This is a genomic window from Xylanibacter muris (genome assembly GCF_013166605.1).
In the GTDB taxonomy this organism is placed as follows: domain Bacteria; phylum Bacteroidota; class Bacteroidia; order Bacteroidales; family Bacteroidaceae; genus Prevotella; species Prevotella muris.
On the sequence record NZ_JABKKF010000009.1, the window covers coordinates 159,769 to 175,589 of the forward strand.

At 44.6% G+C, this 15,821-nt stretch carries 13 protein-coding genes and 1 tRNA gene; 5 read left to right on the plus strand and 9 right to left on the minus strand.

Annotation, left to right across the window (positions count from 1 at the left end; genetic code table 11):
• Positions 1–7: 7 nt before the first annotated feature.
• A complete protein-coding gene (locus tag HPS56_RS09875) occupies positions 8–553 on the plus strand; it encodes a 2-oxoacid:ferredoxin oxidoreductase subunit gamma family protein (RefSeq protein ID WP_172276033.1) in 546 nt (181 codons plus the stop codon).
• 154 nt (positions 554–707) lie between these two features.
• Here the strand turns inward: HPS56_RS09875 and nrdG are convergent, their stop codons facing one another.
• From nrdG to HPS56_RS09890, 3 genes are all read right to left on the minus strand, one after another.
• Positions 708–1,181: an anaerobic ribonucleoside-triphosphate reductase activating protein gene (nrdG, locus tag HPS56_RS09880; protein WP_172276035.1), complete on the minus strand. Its 474-nt coding sequence runs from the start codon at positions 1,179–1,181 to the stop codon at positions 708–710.
• A gap of 86 nt (positions 1,182–1,267) precedes the next feature.
• Positions 1,268–3,379: an anaerobic ribonucleoside-triphosphate reductase gene (gene nrdD, locus HPS56_RS09885; protein WP_172276037.1), complete on the minus strand. Its 2,112-nt coding sequence runs from the start codon at positions 3,377–3,379 to the stop codon at positions 1,268–1,270.
• Positions 3,380–3,642: 263 nt separating this feature from the next.
• Positions 3,643–4,602: a LuxR C-terminal-related transcriptional regulator gene (locus HPS56_RS09890; RefSeq protein ID WP_172276039.1), complete on the minus strand. Its 960-nt coding sequence runs from the start codon at positions 4,600–4,602 to the stop codon at positions 3,643–3,645.
• Positions 4,603–4,925: 323 nt separating this feature from the next.
• Here HPS56_RS09890 and HPS56_RS09895 point away from each other — a divergent pair, with 323 nt between their 5' ends.
• Both HPS56_RS09895 and HPS56_RS09900 read left to right on the plus strand, forming a co-directional pair.
• On the plus strand, positions 4,926–6,125 hold the full coding sequence (locus HPS56_RS09895; protein WP_172276041.1) for a hypothetical protein: 1,200 nt from the start codon (positions 4,926–4,928) through the stop codon (positions 6,123–6,125).
• 123 nt (positions 6,126–6,248) lie between these two features.
• Positions 6,249–7,127: a tetratricopeptide repeat protein gene (locus HPS56_RS09900; protein ID WP_172276043.1), complete on the plus strand. Its 879-nt coding sequence runs from the start codon at positions 6,249–6,251 to the stop codon at positions 7,125–7,127.
• 50 nt (positions 7,128–7,177) lie between these two features.
• Here the strand turns inward: HPS56_RS09900 and HPS56_RS09905 are convergent, their stop codons facing one another.
• The 3 genes from HPS56_RS09905 to HPS56_RS09915 all read right to left on the minus strand — a co-directional run bounded on the left by HPS56_RS09905 (position 7,178) and on the right by HPS56_RS09915 (position 9,378).
• Positions 7,178–7,858: an RluA family pseudouridine synthase gene (locus HPS56_RS09905; protein ID WP_172276045.1), complete on the minus strand. Its 681-nt coding sequence runs from the start codon at positions 7,856–7,858 to the stop codon at positions 7,178–7,180.
• A gap of 96 nt (positions 7,859–7,954) precedes the next feature.
• The gene (gene fabG, locus HPS56_RS09910; RefSeq protein WP_172276047.1) at positions 7,955–8,701 is read right to left on the minus strand and encodes a 3-oxoacyl-[acyl-carrier-protein] reductase; all 747 of its coding nucleotides are present in this window, start codon (positions 8,699–8,701) and stop codon (positions 7,955–7,957) included.
• Between the two features lie 83 nt (positions 8,702–8,784).
• The gene (locus HPS56_RS09915) at positions 8,785–9,378 is read right to left on the minus strand and encodes a TetR/AcrR family transcriptional regulator (RefSeq protein WP_172276049.1); all 594 of its coding nucleotides are present in this window, start codon (positions 9,376–9,378) and stop codon (positions 8,785–8,787) included.
• A gap of 523 nt (positions 9,379–9,901) precedes the next feature.
• Between HPS56_RS09915 and HPS56_RS09920 the strand changes: the two genes are divergently transcribed.
• Together HPS56_RS09920 and HPS56_RS09925 are read left to right on the plus strand one after the other, a co-directional pair.
• Positions 9,902–9,974, plus strand: a tRNA-Met gene (locus tag HPS56_RS09920).
• Positions 9,975–10,419: 445 nt separating this feature from the next.
• Positions 10,420–11,331, plus strand: coding sequence for a YitT family protein (locus HPS56_RS09925; RefSeq protein WP_172276051.1), 912 nt, complete (start codon positions 10,420–10,422; stop codon positions 11,329–11,331).
• A gap of 83 nt (positions 11,332–11,414) precedes the next feature.
• On the opposite strand, the gene HPS56_RS09930 is transcribed toward HPS56_RS09925, so the two are convergent.
• From HPS56_RS09930 to HPS56_RS09940, 3 genes are all read right to left on the minus strand, one after another.
• Positions 11,415–13,367, minus strand: coding sequence for an NAD(+) synthase (locus tag HPS56_RS09930; RefSeq protein WP_172276053.1), 1,953 nt, complete (start codon positions 13,365–13,367; stop codon positions 11,415–11,417).
• 6 nt (positions 13,368–13,373) lie between these two features.
• A complete protein-coding gene (locus tag HPS56_RS09935) occupies positions 13,374–14,456 on the minus strand; it encodes a DUF2027 domain-containing protein (RefSeq protein WP_172276055.1) in 1,083 nt (360 codons plus the stop codon).
• 128 nt (positions 14,457–14,584) lie between these two features.
• A complete protein-coding gene (locus HPS56_RS09940) occupies positions 14,585–15,802 on the minus strand; it encodes an S-adenosylmethionine:tRNA ribosyltransferase-isomerase (RefSeq protein ID WP_172276057.1) in 1,218 nt (405 codons plus the stop codon).
• Between the last annotated feature and the right edge of the window lie 19 nt (positions 15,803–15,821).

Consider the following 15,821-nt stretch of genomic DNA (forward strand, 5'->3'; position numbering starts at 1 on the left):
AAGTGCAATGAAGAAAGAAATAATAATATCAGGCTTTGGTGGTCAGGGCGTGCTGTCGATGGGCAAGATTCTGGCGTATTCAGGTCTGATGGAAGGCAAGGAGGTTACGTGGATGCCGGCTTATGGTCCGGAGCAGCGTGGAGGAACGGCGAATGTCACCGTGATAGTGAGTGATGACAAGATTTCATCACCGATACTTAGCCAGTATGATGTGGCGATAGTGCTTAATCAGCCGTCGTTGGATAAGTTTGAGTCGAAGATAAAGCCCGGAGGTATCCTTATTTATGACGGTTTCGGCATTATCAATCCGCCTACGCGTGGCGACATCAGTGTATATAGGGTTGATGCAATGGATAAGGCCGCGGAGATGAAAAACGCCAAGGTTTTCAACATGATTGTTCTTGGCGCTTTTCTAAGCGTATGTCCTATCATCAGTTATGAGGGAATGGAAAAAGCCCTGTTCAAGACATTGCCGGAGCGTCACCATGGTCTGATTCCCCTTAATATGGAGGCTTTGAGAGTAGGGGGCGAGACAATACTCAGGATGAAATAGATGAGAACTACGGAATAAGGAACAAAGAAAGGATACTTGTATGTGATGATATATGATATGTTGAGGCATAACACATATAAGTCTTATATATGAAAAAAACCGGCGGCAAGCATAGAATCACTCTGATGCTTGCCGCCGGTTTTTTCTATACGGTCTATACTGTTTTTCTCCAGAACTTCATTGTTATATCCTTGAAGTCACCACTGCGGTCTCTTTTGTACAGTCTTTGATTGGTTGTCGGATCTTTCAGGCATCCGAGATGCCTGATGTATGGTCCGACTTTTATATAATCAAAGTTGTGCTTGTCTATCTTTGGAGATATGCGTTGCCTGCCGCTGTACCAGCCGGTCTTCAGATGCGGGAACTCTGAGTGCAGATACCTTGCGAGCATGTCTATGTATTCCGGTTCCGCATCGCCACCCATGAAGCATATACAGGTAATGTCGTGTCCGTATTCATGCACCATCCGGCTCAGAGCACTAACAGACAACGGTGTGCCGATGTCTTTCCATAGATACTGACTGTGGCATCCGGGACAATGGCAGGGGCAGTTGCTCAGATTTATGGACAGTGTCACCTCGTCAGGAATCTCCTGAAACACCACGCCTGTATTTACATATTTAAGCATTTGGTCGTTTTTTATTATAAGTTCTGTTTATACAGATACATACAAGAGCCGCCACGTCAGGCTTATGCATGTGCCCGCTGTTTTTATCAGATGCTCTGCCGGGGATGGTTCTCTGAATAATAGAACCTTCTTCCTGCCTCTTGCTGCCGTGCCTCAGAGAAGTTGCTTACACGTTTCAGGTATCCGATAATCCTTGTCATGTAGTCAACGTTATTTGAATGGCAATTAGGGCATTCGTGCAGGTAGCGTTTGTCTATGGTGCCGCATTCGTTGCAGATGGTGTTCGGAATGTTGAATGTAAAATAGTTGCATCCCTCCTTTGTCGCCACCTTTAACAGTTGTCTGTATTGGTTTTTTGACAAATGTTCCTCAAGATTCATGTGAAGAGCAGAGCCTCCTGTCAGATGCTGTATATATGGCGCACCGTGAAGCTTGAACTTGTCGATAATATTCAAAGAATCGTCTTCTACGATATAGAAATAGCTGTTGTAGCAGTCGCGTGGAACGAAATATCCGTCTTCACGGTCCCATTTCGCATGTTTCACTCCGACATTTTCCGCAGGTATCATCTCACAGTTGAACAGTATGTCCTTAGTGCGGTATTCCTTGTTTTTCTTTTCTATAAGTCCGAGTACTTCCTGTACGAATGCCAGGTAGTCGGGGTTGTCTGTTATCTGAAGTCCCATGAATTCCGCGGCTTCCACAAGCCCGTTTACTCCAATGGTCAAGTACTGGCGTGATATGTTTATATATCCGGCATCGAACAGCGGCAGCATTCCGTTTTGATGAAGTTCTTTCAGGTTTTCATTGTATGCAAGCTGCACCTTGTGGCAAAGGTCGATGATGTCTGTCAGGAAGTCTTTGTAGTCGATGCCGTTGTTCACAGCGTATTGTATGCATCGGTTAAGGTTTATTGTGAGTACGCTTTTCGAGCCGGTGCTTACCCCGCCGGCTCCGAGGGTATAGCTGAAGCCGTTGTCCTGTATCTCATTGCGCAGCCTGCAACAGCTTGATAAGGAGTCTGCATTGTCGCTCATATATGTGAAGAAAGAGTGCCCTTCGGAATACATTTCCGCAGTGAAGTCTCCCCATTCCTTATCCACTACATCACCGTCAGCGGTGAGCAGGGCCATTGTCTCTACGGGGAATGTGAGCATTGTCTTTGTGCGCTCATGGTTGAACCATTTCATGAATCTTTTCTGAAGCCAGGAGAGGCTGTCCCAGTCAGGTCGTGAACCGTCGGGGAAATAGAAGTTGCCGAAAAGACTTTCAAAATAAGGCTTGTCATAATAGGCGATATTCCAGAATACGGCCTGATAGTTTCTTGCACCTGTAGGTTGGTTTATCGAATATACGATTTGCTCGAAGCAATCTGTTATCATTTTGTCTATCGTGCGCTGTTTCAGGGACAGGTCAACGACCTTGTCGGACTCCTTGTAATAATCTTTGCCGTATTCAAGTCCGATGAAGTAGTTAAGGTACATAAGAAACTCGGGTGTTGCACATGCGCCGCTTAGCATGCTCGATACCATGAATACCATGTTCACAAAACCTCCGCAGAAAGATTTCAGGTTTGTCGGCGCCGTGGAATTGCCACCGATAGAGGTCGTGCCGCCTATTAGCCACGGATACATTGTTATGGAGGCGCAATAGTTTGCGAGCGAGGTCTCGTCGTTCTTATATATGAAATGGGAGTTAAGAAGCTGTATGTACCTGTCGGAAAGTTCTTTTCCGTACATCTTCTTTATACGGTCTGTAAGTAGACGGCGGTTCAGACGTATGAAATTTGATTTTGGAAGTTCGCCTATAAGCGTTGCGATGTTTTTGTGCTCAACATTTGCGTTTGCGTCAAACTTTGAGCCGGTGGCTGCATTTGCCGCATCGCAGTAGTCGGCCAGGAATTTAAGCTTTTCCATTGTCTCGCGGTCTTCTGAATGTTTCTGGCGATAGAGCATGAATGATTTTGCCACTTTGTAGAAGCCTTCTTTCATAAGGGCCTCTTCAACCTGATTCTGGATATCTTCAACCTTTATGCCTTCTTGTATGTTCAAATGACTCAGAATCTTGGATATGCATCCGAGATCGGCTGGTTCGTTTACAGACTCAAACGCCTTTATGATGGCGTTCATGATTTTGTCCAGAGAAAAACGGTCCGCAGAGCCGTCTCTTTTTGTGATAGTGAAGCTTTTTATTTCCATGGTGAAATTGTTTGTTTTGGAAAACTTTTCTGTTGTAGGTTTGGATAAAGTTTTCCGTTTTGGGAAACTTTGCTTGTTACTTGTTAGTGTAAAATTTCCGTTCTCTTCTGCAAAGATACAATAAAAACGTATATCCCGTATGGATATTGATGTAAAAAAAACGGTAATAATATAGGCGTCTGTAATTGTAAAGCCCCTAACTGGTTAGCAGTTAGGGGCTAATATGATTTGCTTTAAGTTTTTATGTGGCATGCTGCGAAAAACTATAGTTTTACGGATGATATATCAACCAGTCCGTTGACTATTGCGTATATTGTAAGACCTGCCGTAGAGTGTATCTGAAGCTTACGTGCAATGTTTCTGCGGTGGGTGATGACGGTGTTTGTTGATATGAAGAGATGGTCGGCTATTTCTTTGTTCGACATGCCCTGTACAAGACTTATTATCACCTCTTTCTCTCTGTCTGAGAGTATGTTGCCGTTTTCCTGCACTCCCTTGAACACCATGGAACTTATATTTTTTGCAACGTTGCTTTGCTTGATTCTGCTTTCAAGTCTTCTGATGGCAGGAACGAAAATCTCGTCTTCCACTTTGGCGTGAAGGCCGAGCCATGTCTCGTTATTGTATATGCAATAAAGTGTGGCAGTAAGCTTGTTGTTGCGTAAAGTGTCTCCGGGCAGGTATTTCAGTATGATGTTTTTCAGTTCTTTCAGCTTGGTGTCTGTCTGACCGTGATGTTTCGAGAATGTTGTTACGTCATAATTGCTTGAGGCTTCACCGTTTATGAGTCCTTTCACATACGGGAATAGCATTCTTTCCTCATATTTCATGTGTTTCTTTACCTCGCGTGCATATTCGTCATATAGATTCATTATAAGTTTTCCGAGACCGTCGTCCTGTATTACCGCGTCTTCAAGCTGTTTGCGTATTGTAGGCAGCTGGTAGTCGAGAAAATAAACATGACTTGCCTCAAGATATTGCATCAGTGTAGGCATGGACAGCTTTTCAGAGTCGTCGGGATTGAAATAGTCATTTATGGTAAAGTTGACAACAGTAAGGAATGTGTATGTGTCTACGTTGTTGTCCTTGCATGTCTCGTCAACGGTTTTGTCGCCAAAGCCTAAGTTTATGCCGAAACTGCCTAATGACTGCAATACATTATAATTGTCGCGTATTAGCGATATCATCTGGTCGTCGGCTTCATATACCTTGTTGTTCTTCATTTTTGTTTGGTGGTTATTTTAATTCCGTAACGTTTGGTCTTATGTAATATATGGATTTGCCTTTCGGCTGCAAAACTACAAAAAAACCGTTATATGTACAATAGCCATTTATTGGTATTGTATATGTTGGATATTGTAACGTTTAATAAAAAACAGGTAGGCTTGTGTTGATATTCATGGTTTTTAGGTATTGTATGTGTATGTTTTAAGCAGTAATTTTGCAGATGTAAAAAATAGATGTAATAATAATTTGTTAGAATGTTATGATGATTTTGACTTGTTGGTCATTTGGAAAGACAACTTTCTGTAGAGTGTGCGTAATTATGATTATTCTGTTAACATTTGTAGCGGCTGACGCTCATGTGTCAGATGTCAATCAGGAGGATAAGGGCGGTAAGGTGCCGTTGGGTATTGATTTGTCTCTTGAGGGAGGATATGGAAATCTGAATTTTGTGAATGCCGCTTTATGCCTGGACTATGATTTGGGTAAAGGATGGTCGGTGTGTGCCGAGGCTGAGATCAATTATACCAAGGGCGGACATGCCACGGTTTTTGAGCACTCGGGAGGTGAAAGGTCTGCGGTTGCCCCCGGTAGCGGAACAGAAGTGAGCGTTGACCAGCTTTGGATTCAGAAGGCATTTTCAGATGCGGCAAATATCCGGTTTGGGCGTGTTGTCGTTCCGGTGGGGCTGAGTAATGCCTGTAATGCCACTCTCGATTATTTTTCGGTATATGGCCGTGAGGGTGAGAATGCGGTAATGCCCGGAGTATGGTATGGCATGGGTGTGAGTTTTTGGGGAAGAACGGGGGATTTCGGATATGAGGCACAGGTTGTTTCCGGTCTTGACGCATTAATGTTCAGCAGTGAAGGATGGATAGGCGGAGGCACGGAGACATCGGCATTCAGAGCGGATAGGAAGTTCGGATGTGTGGCAAGGATTGAAAACCTCAGTTTGGAAGGGCTGCGTCTCGGTGTCAGCGGATACGCAGGGCATACCCGGCATGTCCTTGATGGCGGTGAGCGATTGGGTACAGACGTTTTCATCGGTGCGTTTGACTTCACTTACGAAAGGTACGGGCTTTTGGTCCGCGGGCAGGCTGACTATGGATATATGTCAGGAACCGGTAATCTGAACAGGATAAAGACCGGCATGGAGGAGGATTGTGGTGTGGATGTGTCGGCAGTGGCTAAGAATGTCTTTGCATTTAGTGTTGAGGCCGGATATGATATGTTTTCGGTTATAAACTCCATGAAGGACAGGGGCTGTAAGTTTTTTGTGTTCGGACGTTATGATAATTATGACTCGTTTGCATCCGGAACATTGTTTTCTGAAAATGTGGAGACGGGTATTAGCGGAATGTTTTCAGGTAACAGACACGAGTTGCTGTCATTTGGAATAAACTATCATCCTACGAATACGCTTGCCTTGAAGGCGGAAATGACAAAACGTCTGAAAAATACTCATTATGCAGATGAGTCTTTTGTTTGTGTCGGGTTTGCATACGAAGGCTCACTGTTTTAAGATATGTTTCGCATGGATGTTGCGACAGGTGTGTCTTTGCAGTGTTATTTCAGTACAATCTTTCGCCCGTTACATTGTTTTTCACTATTTTTGCAAGAAGAAATAAAAACTATAAGCAATATTATGAATTTACTAAAAGCATTGTTCGGAGGGGCGGAAGAGTCACCGGAAGAGAAGCGGAAGAATGATGATGCGAAGCGTTTCGATATGTTTAAGTTTGACGGTGTGAAAGCCGCGCGGATGGGAAACTTTGATTATGCCGTAAGATGTTATGAAGAAGCGCTAAAGATTAAAGACGACCTTGAGGTACGCGATTATCTGTCGCAGGCTTTTGTGAGCAGTGACAAGCTTCCCGAGGCAATCTGTCAGTTGAAGATTCTTGCTGCCGCCGAGCCGGAAAACATTAATGTATGGATACAGATAGCCCGTGTGGCATATATGGCAGAGGATTATGACGCGATGAATGACGCATGTGCCGCGGCAATGGAATTAGACAGTAAGAATCCTCATGTACATTATTTATATGCTCAGGCATATATTGCTGCCGGAAATAATATAAATGCGGTTGCGATGCTTACCAAGGCCATTGCCCTGAAGCCAGACATGGCGGATGCCTGTCTTTTGCGCGGCAAGACGCTGTTGGCTATGGGAGATGTCGGCGGTGCGTCGGACGATGCTGACTTACTTATTAAAGAATATCCGGAAAGTGAGGATGTGTTGATGTTTAACGCCCGTGTGGCATCGGCACAGGGAAAAAGCGACGAGGCTATCCAGCTTTATGGACGTGTGACGGAGGTTAATCCTTTCTGTGCCGATGCATATAGGGAACGCGGCCGGTTGAAATACGGCAAGGGTGACATGGCCGGTGCAAGTGAGGACATGCAGAAGGTTATGGAGATAACCCCAGGTGCCGTGGCGGATATCAGCGGAGAGTTTTCTGCAGAAGGTGTTGAGCATAAGGTCAGAAAAGCATACAGTAATATGAATCCTTTAGGATTATAAGGTTGTAGGATGTGGTACTGCAATAAAAATGGAAATGCTGCCGTTCCGGTTTACCTGGATGGCAGCATTTCCATTTTATCCCACAGCGTGTCGTCCGGCAACGGTGCTTCAGCTTTTATCTTTTGCTTGCTTACCGGATGTATGAACTCTATGCTTTTTGCCATTAACGATATGCTCCCATCGGGATTGCTCCGCCGGGCCCCGTATTTTAGATCGCCCTTTATAGGACACCCCATGGCTGACAACTGACAGCGTATCTGATGATGACGGCCGGTAAGCAGTTGTATTTCAAGTAGGTTATAGTTCTTGCTTTCACCGATAAGCCGGTATTTGAGGATGGCTTTCTTGGAGTTTGGCACTTCCCGGCTGTAGGCATAGCTCTTATTTTGTTTCTCGTTGCGCAGAAGATAATTTTCCAGCGTGCCTTCCGCCACCTTCGGTTTTTCGGATGTTATAGCCCAGTAAGTTTTATGAACTTCTCCGTTGCGGAACATGTCGTTAAGGCGTGACAGGGCTTTTGATGTACGTGCAAATACAACGAGTCCGCTGACAGGACGGTCGAGCCTGTGCACCACACCGCAAAAGACGTTTCCCGGCTTGGCGTATTTCTCCTTTATGTATTCTTTAACTGTGTCAGACAGTGGTTTGTCACCGGTCTTGTCGCCCTGTACAATCTCTCCGCTTTTCTTGTTGACGATTATTATATGGTTGTCTTCGTAAATTACTTGCACTTTTCTATGGAATATTATAATGGAGTTAAATAAAAAGGTATGCCTGTGTTTTTGTTTTTATTGCAGGCATACCTTTGTGATGTTTGTTTTACTGAATTACATGTTCATTCCACCGTCAACCTGGATGACTTGTCCGGTGATGTAGCTTGACATTTCCGATCCGAGGAATACAGCGCAGTTTGCAATGTCGTCCACGTTTCCACCGCGGCGGAGAGGAATCTTGTTTGTCCATTCCTTGCGGATGTCATCCGGCAGAGCCTGTGTCATGGCTGTGTCGATGAAGCCTGGTGCTATGGCGTTTGCACGTATTCCCTTGGGTCCCATTTCCTGTCCTACGCTTTTTGCCAGTGCTATAAGACCGGCCTTGGATGCCGCGTAGTTTGCCTGGCCTGCATTGCCGTGTACTCCGACTACCGATGCCATGTTGATAATAGAGCCTTTGCGCTGGCGCATCATCACCGGTATGCAGGCGTGGATGAAGTTGAACGCACTTTTGAGGTTCACTGCGATTACTGCGTCCCACTGTGCCTCTGTCATGCGGAGCATAAGACCGTCTTTTGTTATGCCGGCATTGTTAACGAGAATGTCAATCGAACCAAACTCTTCCTTTACCTGCTTTACCACTTCCTCAGTCTGGGCGAAGTCAGCAGCGTTGCTGGCATATCCTTTGGCCTTGACACCTTTCGCAGCTATCTCTGCTTCTGTTGCCTTGCCGTTTTCGTCGATTACGAGGTCTGTGAATGCGATGTTTGCACCTTCTTCTGCAAACTTCAGTGCGATAGCTTTGCCGATACCGCGTGCAGCTCCTGTGATGAGGGCTGTCTTACCTGATAATAATCCCATTTTTTCTTATTTATATAAGTTCGTTAAAATGTTGTTCCGTTAATTTGTTCTTCTGGCTATATATGTAGTGTTTGTTTTTCGACTTATTTCTCGCTGCTTTTCCCCAATGCTCCGTATACTACTTTTGCCACAAGCGGCTTGCTCATCTCTTCGGTAAGCCCGTGGCCTATTCTTCCGTATATGTATGGGACTTCAAGCCCTTTTATGCAGTAATGGGTTATGTCTGCCACGAGCTCTACATTTTCGATGTCAAACTCTCCCTCGGCCTTGCCTTCCGCATAAACTTTCCTGAACAGTTCAATCTCATCCTCATCGAAATTCTTTCTGACTTTTTCCACCATCCATATATTGCGGAAAAATTCCGCACGCAAGTTGCCGTTGCGTACCACGGTCTCTTTAATCATGCTCAGGTGGGTGTATATCAGTTCTATGATCTTATCCTGCGGACGTATGCGCTTTTCCGCCACTTCGTCAAGTTTGTCAGAAAGACGTTCCAATTCTGATTCAATGACAGCATAATAAACCTCTTCCTTGCTTTTAAAATAGGTATAAAGCGTCCGCCTCCCTTTGCCGGAAGCTGTGGCAATATCGTTCATTGTCGTATTCTCCAAACCGTTTTTCGCAAAAAGCTGTCGTGCTACGTCAACAATTCTTTGTCTTGTCTTTGATATTGACATTGCTTTATCTCCTATAGTCGTTTATTATAATTGCACATTGGTAATTCTGTGTGCAAAATTATAAATTAAATTTTGGATTGGCAAATAATTAACAGAGAATTTTTTCTTGTCCGTGTGATTTCTTGTCGTGTGTGTCAGACGGTTAGCGTATGAAAATATGTGATGAAGAGGTGTGATTGTTCTTGATATTTGTATTTGTAGGGAAGTTTTTGTCAATATCCGTCAACACCATTTGATAAGGGTGTTTTTGAGTCAGGATGCAAGTTTACAGGATTGTTCTTAGATATTACAGTAAGACTAATTCTAAATCCAATGACCGATTTTGGGTAAACGATATTGCAGATATTCATTTGCATTCGATATAGTATGATATTATTCTTATATATGCTTTATGTTTGGGTGAAGTGTTTGTAAATGGAGTCTAAAATGTACTGTTTTGAGAAAAAACAAGAAAAATATGGAGAATTATTTGGTATTTTCATGTTTATGTAGTACCTTTGCACTCGCAAAACAGAAATAATATCGCGGAGTGGAGCAGTTGGTAGCTCGCCAGGCTCATAACCTGGAGGTCGCATGTTCGAGTCCTGCCTCCGCAACTATAACGGATGATAAACTTCAAGTTTATCATCCGTTTTTCTTAATCAAAACCGATGTTGTTTTGTGGCGCCCGGCTGTTTTTTGGGGTCAGTAGAAAATTTAGGGTCATCGGATTTTGTCGTTTGGTGTCTCATGAGTAAAGAGTTGCTATCCATAACATGAAGAATCTGATGTCTCCTGCACTATGGAATTGTTGTTTTTGAAAGCTTGATTGATTATTGTGTTGGGTGATTAGGAATTTTCCAAATGACATTTTAATCAGGTATAGATGACAAATGTTCCAAAGATATGACCTTAATTATAGGGAAATGCTTATCTTTGCACGGATAATCAGTGTCTTGCCAATAAAAGACAGGGTTGATTGCATTCTATTTGCATAATACAGTCTTCATGTTCTGCATTAGAGAAATATCAGTTGTGTGAGACGTTGTCATTTTGAAAAATATGAAATATAAAATAGTGGTTTATATGAAAAGTCTGTCTGATGCATTGAAGGTCAGAAACCGACAGCAGGTTAAGGACCTTGTTTTCATAACATTAGGAATACTTAGTTATGCAGTGGGATATACGGCGTTTATCCTCCCCGAGCAAGTTGTTATGGGCGGAGTGTCGGGTATGTCAGCGTTGCTGTTCTATGCTTTCGGTTTTCCTACCGGTATTTCTATCGCTGTGCTTAACTTTGCCATGTTGGCAATAGCAATGAAAGCTCTCAGCCGTCGTTTCATAGTACGGACGATAATAGGTGTTACGATAATGTCTGTATTTGTGAGTCTGCTACAGCCGTTTTTTGCGGCTCATCCAGTGATAACGTCGGGTGAGGATAAGTTTATGCATGTGCTTATCGGTGGTGCGATGTCGGGTGCAGGTCTTGGCATTGTGTTCTCACATAACGGTTCCACTGGTGGTACGGATATTATAATAGCTTTGCTGAACAAGTTTTTCCGTATGAGCTTCGGCCGTGCCATGCAGATGATAGACATTTGTATAATATGTTCTTCTTATCTGTTGTTTCACAGTGCTGAAACCATTGTTTACGGTGTGGCGTTTACCCTTGTGGCAAGTTATGTGTGTGACTATGTCATTAACGGAACGCGACAGACGGTACAGTTTATTATAATATCTAAGGAGTATCACAAGATTGCGGACACGATAAACAATAAGGTTCATCGTGGAGTGACGCTTGTCGAGGGCAAGGGATGGTATTCAAAGAATGATGTGAACATACTTATTGTTATGGCCAGAAAATATGAGTCGCAGGAGGTGTTCAGTTATATAAAGCATATCGATCCTGACGCGCTTGTGTCTCAGTCTTTCTGTCAGGGTGTGTTTGGCGAGGGATTCGATGCTATAAGATAAAGAAATGGTGCGAATCCGTAAGAATACTGGAGAGCCATATTCTTGGTCTGTATTTTCGGGCAAGGAATATGGCTCTTCGGTTATTATATGTTCCATAATGTGCCGGTGGCATCGCTTGGCATCCGCCAGTCACCGCGCGGACTGAGGCTCACGCTTCCCACTTTCGGTCCGTCAGGCATGCATGAACGTTTGAATTGTTGTGAGAAGAAGCGTCTGAAGAACGTCGACAGCCAGTGGCGGATTGTTTTCTCGTCATATTTACCGGCTTTGTCGTTTGAGCCGTCGAAGGCGCGAAGTGCCATGAAGAGAATCTTTTCCGGACAGAAACCAAATCGTAGGAAGTTATAAAGAAAGAAGTCGTGGAGTTCGTATGGTCCTACGAGGTCTTCCGTTTTTTGTTTTATGTCTCCGTTCTCATCGGCGGGTATAAGCTCTGGACTTATCGGTGTGTCGATTATGTCGAGTAGAGTGGCGGATGATTTTTCGTCAACGAGGTTTTTGGCAAAGAAGTCAACAATATATTTTATCAGTGTTTTCGGTACTCCAGAGTTTACGGCATACATAGACATGTGGTCACCGTTGTATGTTGCCCATCCCAGGGCAAGTTCACTCAGGTCTCCTGTTCCTACAACAAGTCCGCCTGTTTGGTTGGCTACATCCATAAGTATTTGCGTGCGTTCGCGTGCCTGGCTGTTTTCGTATGTCACATCATGGTTTTCAGGGTTGTGTCCTATGTCCTTGAAATGTTGTGTGACGCTTTCTGATATCCCGATTTCCCGTTGTGTTATTCCGAGTGAGGTCATGAGGCTCACAGCATTGTCGTGGGTACGTCCGGTGGTGCCGAATCCCGGCATTGTAATTCCTATAATTCCTTTGCGGTCGAGTTTAAGATTGTCGAAAGCCTTTACGCATATCAGCAGGGCGAGAGTGGAGTCGAGTCCTCCGCTGATGCCTATCACGGCTGATTTACAGTGTGTGTGCGTCAGTCGTCTCATCAGTCCGAAGGTTTGTATGTTGATTGTTTCCTCACAGGATTCGCGCATGTTTTTCTCTTCTGGAATGAAAGGCAGCGGATTTATTTTCCGTGTAAGTTTGAATGCCCTGTCTTTTATTGCGTCCATTTTGACAATGCGTGCGTTGGCACGTTTGTTGGCTGTAACGGTTGTGAATGTTGAGTTGCGGCGTCGTTCGGCCCTGATTTTCTCCACGTCTATCTGTGCGGTCACAAGTTGCGGCTCGATGGAGAACCTTTTACTCTTGGCTATTGTCGTTCCGTTTTCGATCACGATGGCGTTGCCTCCGTATACAACGTCCTGGCTGCTTTCACCGAAACCGGCCGATGAGTATACATATCCGCTTATGATACGGGCACTGTGTTCTGACAGTAGTGACATGAGATACCTGTGTTTGCCCACAAGTTCGTTTGTGGCAGACAGGTTGAATATGATATCGGCTCCGGCGAGGGCCAGATTATTGCTTGGCGGTTCGGTGGCCCATACGTCTTCACATATTTCCACTCCGAACTTCACTCCCGAAGCAGTCCTGAATACCTGTGGTTCGGAGGTTAGTCTTATTTCCTGTCCGGCAATGGTTATGGTATGCTCGCCCAACTGTTCTCTTGATGGCAGTATCTGGAGCGAGGAGTCGAACCATCGTTTTTCATAAAACTCGTCATAGTTCGGAAGATACGTCTTTACCACCACGCCTGCAATCTTTCCGTGCTGTACTACGATGGCACTGTTATATAGCATCGCGCCTTCGTGTACGGGTATTCCGATGATGGCAATGATGTCAAGTGTGGACGTCTGACAGAGAAGGTGTGCAAGATCCTTGCCGGCACTTTCCAATAGATGATGATTGTCAAACAGATCCTGGCAGGTGTATGATGTGACTGACAGTTCCGGGAAACATATTATCTCTACTCCTTCGGATTCTGCTTCCGACATCATCCTGCCTATCTCATTTACGTTGTAGCGTGTATCTGCCACATGCAGTGACGGTATGGCTGCGGCTACGGTTATAAATCCGTGATTCATATTTTTTTACTTTATTGTCACCTGTGTCGCACCGTATCCGTATTCTTGGAATGATGCGTCCTGATATTGGTATTGTTTGAACTTATGTCTCAGTTCGTTGACAATGGCGTGACGGAGTATGCCTTCACCCTTGCCGTGGATAAAGATTATTTTCTTTCCTTTGTTCGATGCGTTTTCTTTCAGTGTGTTGCGGAATACATCAAGCTGGTGGTTTAGTATCTCTGTGCTGCTCATGCCCGCTGTCGTGTCGAGCAATTCATTGGCGTGCAGGTCGATCACTAACGGTGCGTTTTTGTCTTGCGGCATTTTCTTGTCCTTTCTTGCGGCAGATGTCCTGTCTGCAGAGGCTTTAGCCATCATTTCGCGTTTAAGTTCGTTTGGATCTATGACGAGTGGACGTGCTGTCTTGTCGTTCTCCACAATAGTGTATATCAGTGCATCCTGTTCAAAGAAGTCGTTTTCTCGGAATGTGTGCAGTTTGTAGAACTTCACGGGATCTATGCGGAAGTCTGCGTTTATTGCCGGTTTTGATATGAATGTTCTGTCACGTTTGTATGCGATTATCTGTATTGCGACACGGCTCATTGTGTCAAGCTTGTCACGTGTAAACTCTTCCATAAGAAGCTTTGTGTTTGGCTCCACTTCGTCTGTCAGCTTCATGTGCCATGCGCTGCCTTCGGCTGTCATGTATACGAAGCGCATGTAATAGTTGCTGTCGTTAATGAAGTATGATTCGAACGGTGTCGTGGTCATCTCGTGAGGATTCACAGGCACGAATGCAATGTATGCGCTGAGGGCCTCACCGCCTTTGCGCTCCTCGGGAGCGGCCTTGAAGGTGATAGGCCTGTCTGCCGGGTCGTAGTCTTCGTCCTGTGTCTTTGCGGATATGCCCTTTCCTGTTTGTTTTTTTGCCTCTATGACATTTGCCGTGCTGTAGTCTTCGTTTCCTATCACTACCACATCGGTGATGGCTGTAGGTATCTGAAATCCGTCCTCGTCTTCTACAAGCACTATGTCCTTGCCTTGGAATCCTGCGACTTTTCCGCCTCCGGTTTCGCTGAGGAATCTTACTTTATCTCCAATTTTCATATTTCGGTGTTGTGTATTTTGTTTTAACTTTAATATTATTTCAGGCATTTATTAATGGTATTGCCTTATTGCTTCTGGTGGCAAAGTTTTCCAATCAGTGGATTGTATTAGTTCCTGCCTTTGGATGTTTAAGGTATAATAAGGTTGCTGTCGCCATAGCTCAGGAAGCGGAAACCGTTTTCAAGGGCATAGTCATATATCTTACGCCAGTTGTTGCCGGTAAGTGCACTGACGAGCAGCAGGAGCGTGCTTTGTGGCTGATGAAAGTTTGTTACCAGCATTTTCACTATTCTATATTTGTATCCAGGAGCAATGATAATCTGTGTGCTCGTGTGCAGCGAACTTAATCCGTTGCGGTCGAGATAGCGGATAATGTTTTTTATCGCTTCGGTTGCCGGTATGTCATTGCCGGTCTCTTCGTACGGTTCCCATTGGTTCACATGAAGCTGCTCTTCTGTGAGATTATTGTCTGATGAGAGTTTTCGTCCGATGAAATAGAGACTCTCGAGTGTGCGTACGCTTGTTGTTCCCACTGCGATGGCACCGGCATCGTGTGCGGCCAGTCTCTCGAGTGTGTGTCTGTGTACGCAGATATATTCCGTGTGCATCTCATGATTTTCGATTTCCTCACTTTTCACTGGCTTGAATGTTCCCGCTCCGACATGTAGTGTAAGTTCTTCGCGTTCGATACCGTGTGCGTCGATATCTCTGAGCACTTTCTCTGTGAAATGAAGCCCGGCTGTAGGTGCGGCCACGCTGCCTTTTATTTTTGAATATACTGTCTGATATGTCTGCTTGTCGCTTTCCTCGGTGGCCCTGTTGAGGTATGGAGGTATCGGCAGTTCACCGACAGCGTCAAGAATATCAGCAAAATTCACCTTTTCATTGTTCCATTCAAATTCTATGAGGTGGCTTGTGTGTCTTTCTTCCTTGCGGGTGACTTTCAGCGTGACTTTTTGCTCTTTTATATAGAACTCACGTTCAAGCTGGCCTTCCTTCCATTTCTTCAGGTTGCCGACAATACACAGCCACGAACACTGTCCTGTGGCCTGAAACATCTGCTCATAGTCTGCTGGTGACACCGGTTCAAGAAGGAATACTTCTATTAGTGCTCCGGTTTGTTTACGGAAGTGCATGCGTGCCTGAATGACTTTTGTATTATTGAAAACCATCAGTGCTTTTCGGGGAAGATACTTGGGAAGATTATAGAAAAAATCATCCGATATTGCTCCGTGATTGTATATTAGGAGCTTTGAATGGTCGCGCTCCTTTATTGGAAATTTTGCTATACGCTCTTCCGGCAGCGGATAGTTGTAGTCGCTTATGTGTATATGTTTCGTATCCATTGATTTGTTGTTTGTGGGT

Coding starts and splice junctions, on each gene's coding strand:
- HPS56_RS09875 (WP_172276033.1), top strand. CDS start 8: ATGAAGAAAGAAATAATAATATCAGGCTTTGGTGGTCAGGGCGTGCTG.
- nrdG (WP_172276035.1), bottom strand. CDS start 1,181: ATGCTTAAATATGTAAATACAGGCGTGGTGTTTCAGGAGATTCCTGAC.
- nrdD (WP_172276037.1), bottom strand. CDS start 3,379: ATGGAAATAAAAAGCTTCACTATCACAAAAAGAGACGGCTCTGCGGAC.
- HPS56_RS09890 (WP_172276039.1), bottom strand. CDS start 4,602: ATGAAGAACAACAAGGTATATGAAGCCGACGACCAGATGATATCGCTA.
- HPS56_RS09895 (WP_172276041.1), top strand. CDS start 4,926: ATGATTATTCTGTTAACATTTGTAGCGGCTGACGCTCATGTGTCAGAT.
- HPS56_RS09900 (WP_172276043.1), top strand. CDS start 6,249: ATGAATTTACTAAAAGCATTGTTCGGAGGGGCGGAAGAGTCACCGGAA.
- fabG (WP_172276047.1), bottom strand. CDS start 8,701: ATGGGATTATTATCAGGTAAGACAGCCCTCATCACAGGAGCTGCACGC.
- HPS56_RS09915 (WP_172276049.1), bottom strand. CDS start 9,378: ATGTCAATATCAAAGACAAGACAAAGAATTGTTGACGTAGCACGACAG.
- HPS56_RS09925 (WP_172276051.1), top strand. CDS start 10,420: ATGAAATATAAAATAGTGGTTTATATGAAAAGTCTGTCTGATGCATTG.
- HPS56_RS09930 (WP_172276053.1), bottom strand. CDS start 13,367: ATGAATCACGGATTTATAACCGTAGCCGCAGCCATACCGTCACTGCAT.
- HPS56_RS09935 (WP_172276055.1), bottom strand. CDS start 14,456: ATGAAAATTGGAGATAAAGTAAGATTCCTCAGCGAAACCGGAGGCGGA.
- HPS56_RS09940 (WP_172276057.1), bottom strand. CDS start 15,802: ATGGATACGAAACATATACACATAAGCGACTACAACTATCCGCTGCCG.